Genomic DNA, 10,045 nt, shown 5'->3' on the forward strand with positions numbered 1-10,045 from the left:
ATAAATTACTGACTTCTTTCGCCCTATAAAGGTCATTAACCTTCTTCCTGAGAGGACGATTGACTTAATGATTCCAAATTAAGTTTTACTCCTCCGACTACTAAAAAGTCGCTTTATCCTTGGGCCTTATGATTTTTATCTTATTATTAGTTCATCTAATAATTGGCCTTTAGGATTCTCCAAGTTACTCTAAATATCAACCTTGGTTCCTTAGGGGAAGTGACCGTTAAATAACGGTGAGATTCCAGGTTTTTAGTTGATAAACTATCCGATAATCGGTTATATATTGATAGTTTCTGGACTACTCGTTGATAGTAGTTTACGAGATAGGTTATACAATTTCATCTTCTTATTCTTCTTAGACCATTCCAGGTTTATCCTTAGAACCATTCGGTGGCGGTGTCATTTTAACTAACTACTTCGTCGCAACCCGCTTTTAAGAACTGCTATAATTTCTGATTGTTTTCTTTCAGAAACCATTCTTATCCTTTCAGGATTTATCTTCCTGGTGAATGGTTAGTTCACTTGATATTTAGGCCTCTTTGGCGCCCAACCGAATAGGTTGATAATATGCAATCCATTCATTATTATTATTCATTACTATAAAAGGTTCTTGGGTTATAATGTGTCTTTGATCTAAATAAATACCATTTCGAATTAATTTAATGATATAATCGTTTAAAATTATTTTTTTACAATTTTGAAATAAAATTTTAATATCTATTAAATTAGATAAAGAAATTTGATTCATTAAAGTAGCATTTTTTAGTTCATATAAACCAATTTTAGTTCTTTTTAATTGTTTTAATGATACGGATAGATTAATTGCGTTTTATACGGCGATTTGTATTTGCCTTTTTATTTACAATCAGCCCCCGTTCAAACCGGACAAGCAAGTTTCCAAGCATCCGGCTTTCCCTAATTTACTCTCTTGCGAGAACTAATTTCTCCTCGCGGTTGATTAGCTATTTATTCTTATCGTTCTTGTTTTCTAATATCGTGTATTTGTTGATTTGTTATCTTGCGATGACAATCTTTACACAATACTTTTGTTCTTTTATTCATGATGCTTTGGCGATTCGCATTGCGAACTGTCCCAATGTGATGAATTTGCAGTTGGGTTGTTTTGTCGCAATTCTCACAACATTCCGCTTTTAGACGGTCAGTTAGGTGCGTACGACCTTGGAATATAAATCTATTAATAGTACGGAATTCCCCTTATAGTTACGCATTTTTTTAATTTTATCCCAAGAGTAGACAACCCACGATTCATATTGGTTTCCCCTTTATAAAGATAAGGAGTAGCCCAAGTTGAACCTATATTAAGTTTCTTCCGAACTTTGGCAATTGACGTTTCTCGTTTCCTTGCCAGCGTTTTCAAACAGCTATCTTCAGCTAGATAATTCGCGTGAGTCAAAACATCTAGATTGTTAGCACAACAAAAGTATTGGATAATTCCACTAACAATTGTTTGATAGGTCCTGATTATTTCTAATTCATCTCTATTTGCTAATGTTTTGTCATGTTTCACCTTTTCCTTTTTTAACCAATTATATTCATCTCCGTATTCTTTAGCTTTCGCTTGGGGAATTTGGATTTGAACGTTGCCGTTTAGGGAATTCTTTGTAGTTTTCTTTCCACGGGTTTTGTTGGTTGGTTTTACCTTTATCAAGTAGGATAAAAATTTTGTTCCTTTGCTGGCCTTGACAATTTTTGACTTGTTCTTACTGATAGTAAGTTTTAGGTCTTGCTTTAGCCATTGGACTACTTGATTCTTAATCCCTTCGGCTTTATCACACTCGCCCTTAACACCAATGATAAAATCATCAGCGTAACGGATGTGCTCAATTCTTGTTTTTGGGTTTAGGTTGATAAGACTGTCAATTCCCAGTTGATGGTGCTGGTTTGTTTTCCATGCTTTCCCATATTCTAGGTTGCTCTTCTTAATCGGCTTTCCTTCTTTAAATCAGTTCCTCCATTCTCAGGTCGATGTTATGTAGATATACATTCGCCAGCAAAGGAGAAATTATTCCTCCTTGAGGAGAAACCCGATAAAGATTCATATTTGATTCCGTCCTTCATGTAGTCGGCTTTCAACCATTTGTTGATAGTTGAGAGGTTTTTATTCTTTCTGATGAACTGATTTAGGGTTCTCATGAGAATCTCATGATTGATGGTATCAAAGTAACCTTTTAGGTCGATTTTGACAATATAGTCGATACCTTTAAATCTTTGTTTGACGCGTTTGATGGCGTCATGACAGGATTTTTTGGTTCTAAATTCAAAACTCCATGCTGAAAAGATATTTTCAAAATAGGGAGTTAAGAGTTGTTCGAGGCATTTTTTTATCAGCCGATCTTTGATGGTCGGTAACCCCCAAGGGTCTGGTTCTTTTATTATCACTAGGAATGAAAATTTTATTAACTGGTTTCGGATTATAACCATTATGGACGTATTCCTGATGGTATCTTTCTAGTTTTTCTAGATTAATCCCATCAATGGTTTCATTGTCAACGCCTGGTGTGCCTGCTCCTTTGTTTGTAGCGATTCTTCAACGTGTTATAGAACTTATTTATTCCTTGTTTTAGCTCTCTTTTTAAAGAATAACCATTTGATGAACGATATTGAATTTTATCCAATGTTCGCGAAAATTTAGTTTCTGGTGAAACCGTTGTTGATATCATATATCAACCCCTTCTTCGATGCCATTGAATAAATAATAAATTACTTTCTTCTTTCGCCCTATAAGAGTCATTAACTCTCTTCACAGTAAGACGATTAACTAAATTGTTCCAAATTTAGGTTTACGCTTACGACTACTAAGAAGATGCTTTATCCTTGACTACCCGGGCTTTGTTTCCGAATTAGTAAATTTAATTACTTCGTTTTAGGATTCTCCAAGTTACGCTAAATTTCTACCTTAATTCTTTAGGGGAAGTATCCTCTTTAGCGAGGCTGATTCCAGGTTTTCTTTATTTGATAAACTACTCGATACACGGAGCATATATTAGTAGGCTCTGGACTGTCCGTTTCAGCAACTTCCGAACAGGTTATACTATTACATCAATTTTCCTTCTTAGGCCATTGCAGGCTTCTCCATAGAATTATTTGGTGGCGAGGTCTTCTTGACTAATTTGCTTTCATCGCAACCCGCTTTTATGGTCTGCTGTAATTTGACATTCTTTCGTTTGCCAAACCGACCATCTCCTTTCCGGGTTTATCGGCCCTGGCTATTGGTTAAATAGCAGGAAATTTAGGCCTCTTTGGCGCCCCTCCGTAAGTATTCATATTTTTTCCAATATCTCTAATTAAACTTCTTATATAAGTTCCTTTAGATACGTCTACTTGAAATTTAACTTCTTGTTCTTTATTATCATATGAAATTAATTTCAAATTTGAAATGGTTACTTGTCGCGGAGGAATTTCTATATATTTTTTTTTTCTAGCTAAATTATACATTTTTTGACCTTTAATCTTAATGGCGGAGAAAATCGGAGGAGTTTGCCAATATTGTTTGTTATTAAAAAAATCAAAATTTTTTTTTATCATAGATTCAGATAAAATTATGTTTTTAGTATCCATTAATTTTCCATTAATATCTAAGGTGTCATAATTTTTATTAAAAATGGCAGTTCCTTGATATTGTTTATCTAAATCGTTAAATAAAAATGCTAATTTTGTTGCTTTATTAATTATTACAATTAACAAACCTTCTGCTAAAGGATCTAAAGTTCCTGTATGTCCTGCTTTTTCTAAATTTAATTTTTTTTTGATAAATTTAACAACATCATGTGATGAAATACCAGAAGTTTTATTTATTAAAAAAAATCCCTCCGTTTTGCTACAAATCATATTTTGTTTCCTATTTTTTTATTCAATATTAAAAATTTAAAAATATTATTCAATCTTCTATATCATCTTTTATAAAAGTTAATAATTCTGATAAAGATAAATAACCTACATTTTTTTTAATTAATTTAGTATTTTTATATAATAGTAAACTAGGATAACTTGTAATATTATATTTTTTAGCTAAATCAAAGTTTTCGTACCCATTAATTTTGATAATTTCGATATCGGGTTTTTCTTTTTTAATTTGTTCCAGATGAGGCATTAATTTTTGACAAGGAGGACAATGTATTAGAAAAAAATCAATTAACAATAATTTATTTTTGTTTTTAACAATTAATTCCTCTAAATTTTCTATAGAATTTTGCATTATTTATATTCGAGTCCTTTCTTAAATTTTAACAAATATATAATATATTTAGTGAAAATTATTTTTGAGAATTTCATTTTTTCTCTAAATTTATGTAAATTAATGTTTAAAAATTAAAATTAATTTACGCTTATATATTATAATGATTTAAAGAAATTAAAAGTTTTATTATTTTTATATAAATTGAACACTAATTTAAATTATTATGTATTTAATAATTATTTTCGAGTTATTTAATTTTTTCAAAATTTTTTAATACAAACAAGTAATTGAACCAAAAAAAATAGGAATTATTATTTTTTTTGATAAAATTTAGTGTGTATTAATCTTTATTATTAAAATAATAATACGTAAAAATGTTTTTTAAATTATTGAATCTTTTTGTATTTTAATTATAATTATTAGATAAAAGGTTTTTAAAAATACTATCTATATTTGTAATTTTATAGAGTTTATTATTATATTATAAATACTTTTATAATTTTAATTTTGATTATTTATTGTTATACAAATAAGATTAAAAAATTTTTTCTTTATATTACTATGAATTTTTTTAAAAAAGTGATTTACTAGGTGATAAAATAATGAAAATTGAATATATAAAAAATGATTTTGTGAAATATAATTTTGATATTAATCCTCAAGAATTTGAATTTTTTTTACAAAAATCTTTTGATAATATTAAAAATGATATTAAAATTAAGGGTTTTCGCAAAGGTTTTGTGAATAGATTATTATGCGAAAAATATTTTGGCGAAAGATTTTTATATCGAAAAGCTATTACATTTTTAGTTGAATCAAAAATTAATGAAATTTTGACAAAAGATGAAAATAAAATTATGGGACACCCCGAGATTGTTGATTTTGATCTAAATAAAATAGAACGAAATCATAATTTTTCTTTAATAATCAAATTTGCATTAAAGCCAAAAATTGATTTGTGCGATTATAAAAATATTGACATACCTATTAACAAAAAAAATCAAGATGTTTTAGTAACAGAAGATGAAATCAATCAATCTATTCGACAATGGTTAAATATAGCATTCAAAGAAAAAGGTTTTATATTAAAAAATAAATATTGTCAATATTTTTTTAATTTAGAAATACGACATAAAAATGTGGTTATTTTGAAGGAAAATAATATCTATTTTGATTTTGATAATAGCAATTTTAATTATATTATTGAATATTTATCTTCTCACATATTAGGAATGAAAGAAAAAGAATATCGTAATTTAAAAATTAAATTTCCTGATACATTTTCAAATTCAAAATTATCTGGTAATAATGTTAAAATAAAATTATTTTTAAACAAAATTAATTTTATATCGGATATTGATTTGAACGCGGATATAATTAATCAATTGCATTTATCTGAAAATTTTCCTACAATTGAAAATTTAATCGATTATTTCCGGAAACAATTGCAATTTAATAAAAAAGAAGTTTTAAAAAAAGAAGAAATACAACAAATTGTGGAATATTTGTTAAAAAATTCAAGTATTGATATATCTCAAAATTTATTACAAAATCATATTTCAATAACAGAAGATAAAATTCAAAAACAATTGAAAAATAAAGATTCTAATTTAATCGAATATTTTCAAAAAAATAATTTGTCAGAATCAGATTTTAAAAAACAAATGATTGAAGAGAATGAGAAAAAAATAAAGATAGCCTTTTTGTTAGAAGAAATTGCTCTTAAAGAGAATATTCGTATTTCAGATGATGAAATTCAAAATTTTTATCAAAATTTATTTCATAGTTCGAATTTTCATAATTTTGAAGATTTTCAAAAAAAATATGACTTTAACTACATTAAAACAACTTTATTACAGAATAAAGTTATAGATTTTTTGTGGAATAATTCCTCTTTTAATAAAAGTTCTTAATTATTTTTAATATTTCAATTATTTTGTAAGAATTAGAAATTAAATATTAGCTAATTTTTATATCATTAATAAGTTTAATTTTATTTTCAAGAGAGAGGCTAATAATGAATAAAAAAAATAAATTAAATCAAATAGAAGGCGATAATAAATTCGAATATATTGAAGGTGTTGAGGTTCCTTATGAATTACCTGCAATTATTGTACGTGATTTGATACCTATTCCTAATAATGATTTTAGGATAGAAATAGGACGTGATTTTTCAATAAACGCTTTAAAACATGCCGAAAAAACTAAATTTCCTTATGTAGTTATTTTGCCTCAAAAAATATTTGCTCTAGAAGAACCCGAAATAATAGATATTGCAGAATATGGGGTATTAGCTCGAATTATTGCTTCAGTTAAAATTCTTAATAGTTCTATTTATAAAGTTAAATTCCGTTTATTAAAAAGAATTAAAACAACTTCAATTTTGAAAAAAGATAATTTTTTTAATGCCACATATGTTCCAGTCGCTACTGAATTAAGCGATGATATTAAAAAAGAAGAAGCTTTGATTAAATTAGTTATGGAACAAATAACTTCTAATACAAGTCAATTTTTATTTATATCTGACAATAATTTGTTAGAACAAATTCAAAATGGTATTGATACTGAAAAAATAGCTGATTTAATTATTTTTTCTTTAAAAATTGATGAAAAAGAAAAATATAAGTATTTACAAGAAACAAATTTAAATAATAGATTATTTTATATTTTGCAAGATATTCATAAAAAAATTGATATTATCGAATTAGAAAATAAAATAAATGAAGAAGTTAAACGTAGTATTGACGAAAATCAAAAAGAATTTTATCTTAGAGAAAAAATACGTGCTATTCAGAATGAATTAGGTGATAGGGCTAAAAAAGAAGAAGAAATAGAAACTTTACGAGCACAAATTAAAAATTCTAAAATGCCGACAAATATTAAAGAAAAAGCATTACAAGAATTATCTCGTTATCAATCAATTTCTTCAGCGGTAGCTGATTCTTTTGTGATTAGAAATTATTTAGATTTTTTAATAGCTTTGCCTTGGGGTAAAAAAAGTAAAGATGTTGATGATTTAGAAAAAATTCTTATGGTTTTAGAAAAAAATCATTATGGTTTACAAGAAGCTAAAGAAAGAATTTTAGAATATGCTGCTGTTAGAATTATGACTAAACATAACGCTCAAACGATATTATGTTTGGTAGGCCCTCCGGGCGTAGGTAAAACTACTTTAGCTATTTCTATAGCAGAAGCTTTAGGACGTAAATTCGTTAAACAATCTTTAGGAGGTTTACAAGAGGAAAGCGAATTTAAAGGTCACAGAAGAACTTATGTTGGAGCTATGCCTGGTCGTATTTTGGATGGTATTAAAAACGTAGGAGTTATAAACCCTGTATTTTTGTTAGATGAAATAGATAAATTAGTAAATAATTTTCATCATAATCCGGAATCTTCTTTATTAGAAATTTTGGATCCGAATCAGAATAAAACTTTTGTAGATCTTTATTTATCTGAACCTTTTGATTTGTCACAAGTATTATTTATAACTACTGCTAATGATATTAGTAATATTTCTGCTCCTTTAAGAGATAGATTAGAAATTATTGAATTAAATTCTTATACAGAAAAAGATAAGTTAAATATTGCTAAACAGCATTTGATTCCGAAACTTTTAAAAGAACATGGTTTAAAAGCGACAAAATTTTCTGTTAGTGATTCTGCTTTGATTAAAATTATTAGAAATTATACTAAAGAAGCTGGAATCAGAAATTTAAGTCAAAAAATAGCCACTTTAATTCGCAAAACAATAAAAAATATTTTAATTAAAAAAATAACCTGCGCTAATATTAACGAAGATAATTTAGAAGATTTTTTAGGAAAAATAATTTATTATGATTTATTAACCGAAAAAAAACCTCAAATAGGTGTTGTTAACGGATTAGCTTATACCACGGTAGGAGGAGACGTATTATCTATCGAAACTACTTGTTATCCTGGCAAAGGTAAGTTAGTTTTAACTGGCCATTTAGGAAAGGTTATTGAAGAAAGTGCCATTACTGCTTTTAGTTTTTTAAAAGCTAATGCTCACAAATTAGGCATCGATTACGACATGTTTAAACAAAAAGATTTTCATATTAATTTTGTCGAAAGCGCGGTTCCTAAAGATGGGCCTTCTGCTGGTGTAACTATAGCTACATCTTTATTTTCTGTAATGACTAGTCAAAAGGTTAAAGAAAATATAGCAATGACTGGAGAAATTAGATTAACTGGAGATGTAGTAGCTATAGGCGGATTAAAAGAAAAAGTTTTAGCCGCTGATAGAATAGGTATAAACATCGTTTTTATTCCGAAAGCTAACTCTAAGGATATCGATGATATTCCTGAAGAAGTTCGTAGTAAATTAAAAATTATAACTATTCAAAATGTTAAAGATATCTTTGCTGAAGCTTTTATTTCTTCTTAATTTAAAAAGATGAATATAATTTTGATTATTTAATAGTTATTGATTTGGAAATTTTTTTAAAATATATAATTTTAAAAAACTAATTTAATTATTTTAACAATAAAAAATTACAATTATAAAAAATACCAAAAGATTAATTGGTATATATAGTTAGTATTTTTGTATCAAAAATAATTTAGGGTAAATAATGCATTAATTTTGAAATATTTTGGTAAGATATTAATAATAAGATAAAGAAAAATTTAATTTATATTCTCATTTGAAGTATTTTAAATAGAATCTCTTTCGAAGATATTAAAGTTTTTATGCCGGAAAAAATATTTTTTTCCGGTTCTATAAATAATTAGTATCAATTATGAAATCATAAATAAAAAATCTATCACAATTTCAATGAATGTATTAATTTAAAAATTAATAAAAAGGTGATAATATGTTCGTATTACCCAATTATGTTATTTATATTATTTGTGTTATTATTGTTATTAGTGTTTTGTTTTCGTCCGAAGTAGATGTTACTGATGCATTTGCAGAACAATATGGCACTTACAAAAGCAATCAAAGTATTGATAAATTTAATCGTTTCATTAGTATTTTAGTTTTAATTATCTTTTTACAATTTTTTATTCAACAATCATTTTAATGATAATTGAAAAATTATGGGCGCTAAAGAGGCCTAAATTTCCTGCTATTTAACCAATAGCCAGGGCCGATAAACCCGGAAAGGAGATGGTCGGTTTGGCAAACGAAAGAATGTCAAATTACAGCAGACCATAAAAGCGGGTTGCGATGAAAGCAAATTAGTCAAGAAGACCTCGCCACCAAATAATTCGATGGAAAAGCCTGAAATGGCCTAAGAATGAAAATTGATGTAATAGTATAACCTGTTCGGAAGTTGCTGAAACGGACAGTCCAGAGTCTACTAGTATAAGCTTCAAGTATTGAGTAGTTTATCATATGAAACCTGGAGTCAGCCTCTTAAGAGGGTACTTCACCTAAGGAATTAAGGTAGAAATTTAGGGTAACTTGGAGAACTTAAAACGAAGTAATTAAATTTACCAATTCGGAAATAAAAGTCCGGATGGTCAAGGATAAAGCATCTTCTTAGTAGTCGTAAGGGTAACGTCTTACCAAGAAGAGAGTTAATGACTTAGAAGAAAGTAATTTATTGTTTATTCGTTGAGATTGTGGAAGCTAGAAAGGATTTTGAGCTATTGAAATCGAAGCTTCTTCGGACAATAGATAAAATTCATGATCAATCTTTAAAACAACGTCCATTAAAACAAGAAATCCAATGGGGAATGAACAATTTAACCCCAAAGGAAAGACCACTCGGAATCCCTACCATGCAAGATAGAATCATCCAAAAAACCTTGGAACAATTCCTGATTTTGAGAATAACTTTTCGGAGTGGAGTTTGAGATTTAGAACCAAGAAATCGG

The 10,045-nt window shown here is 27.6% G+C and carries 5 protein-coding genes and 3 pseudogenes; 4 read left to right on the plus strand and 4 right to left on the minus strand.

The window, feature by feature from the left end:
- Nucleotides 1-532 precede the first annotated feature (532 nt).
- From OC698_RS02100 to OC698_RS02130, 4 genes and pseudogenes are all read right to left on the minus strand, one after another.
- A complete protein-coding gene (locus tag OC698_RS02100) occupies nucleotides 533-751 on the minus strand; it encodes a hypothetical protein (RefSeq protein ID WP_304513073.1) in 219 nt (72 codons plus the stop codon).
- A gap of 224 nt (nucleotides 752-975) precedes the next feature.
- A pseudogene (locus tag OC698_RS03225) lies at nucleotides 976-2,684 on the minus strand (reverse transcriptase domain-containing protein).
- Between the two features lie 589 nt (nucleotides 2,685-3,273).
- Nucleotides 3,274-3,852: pseudogene (truB, locus tag OC698_RS02125) on the minus strand (tRNA pseudouridine(55) synthase TruB); the annotation flags it as partial.
- 49 nt (nucleotides 3,853-3,901) lie between these two features.
- Complete coding sequence (locus OC698_RS02130) at nucleotides 3,902-4,219, minus strand: thioredoxin family protein (RefSeq protein ID WP_304513077.1); 318 nt, start codon at nucleotides 4,217-4,219, stop codon at nucleotides 3,902-3,904.
- Between the two features lie 584 nt (nucleotides 4,220-4,803).
- On the opposite strand from OC698_RS02130, the gene OC698_RS02135 reads away from it, so the two are divergent.
- The 4 genes and pseudogenes from OC698_RS02135 to OC698_RS02150 all read left to right on the plus strand — a co-directional run.
- Complete coding sequence (locus OC698_RS02135; protein ID WP_304513078.1) at nucleotides 4,804-6,114, plus strand: trigger factor; 1,311 nt, start codon at nucleotides 4,804-4,806, stop codon at nucleotides 6,112-6,114.
- Nucleotides 6,115-6,218: 104 nt separating this feature from the next.
- Nucleotides 6,219-8,606: an endopeptidase La gene (gene lon / locus OC698_RS02140; protein WP_304513079.1), complete on the plus strand. Its 2,388-nt coding sequence runs from the start codon at nucleotides 6,219-6,221 to the stop codon at nucleotides 8,604-8,606.
- Between the two features lie 430 nt (nucleotides 8,607-9,036).
- Nucleotides 9,037-9,246, plus strand: coding sequence for a hypothetical protein (locus OC698_RS02145; RefSeq protein WP_304513080.1), 210 nt, complete (start codon nucleotides 9,037-9,039; stop codon nucleotides 9,244-9,246).
- Between the two features lie 544 nt (nucleotides 9,247-9,790).
- A pseudogene (locus OC698_RS02150) lies at nucleotides 9,791-10,045 on the plus strand (group II intron reverse transcriptase/maturase); the annotation flags it as partial.

The organism is Candidatus Phytoplasma gossypii (genome assembly GCF_030586975.1).
GTDB lineage: Bacteria > Bacillota_I > Bacilli_A > Acholeplasmatales > Acholeplasmataceae > Phytoplasma > Phytoplasma citri.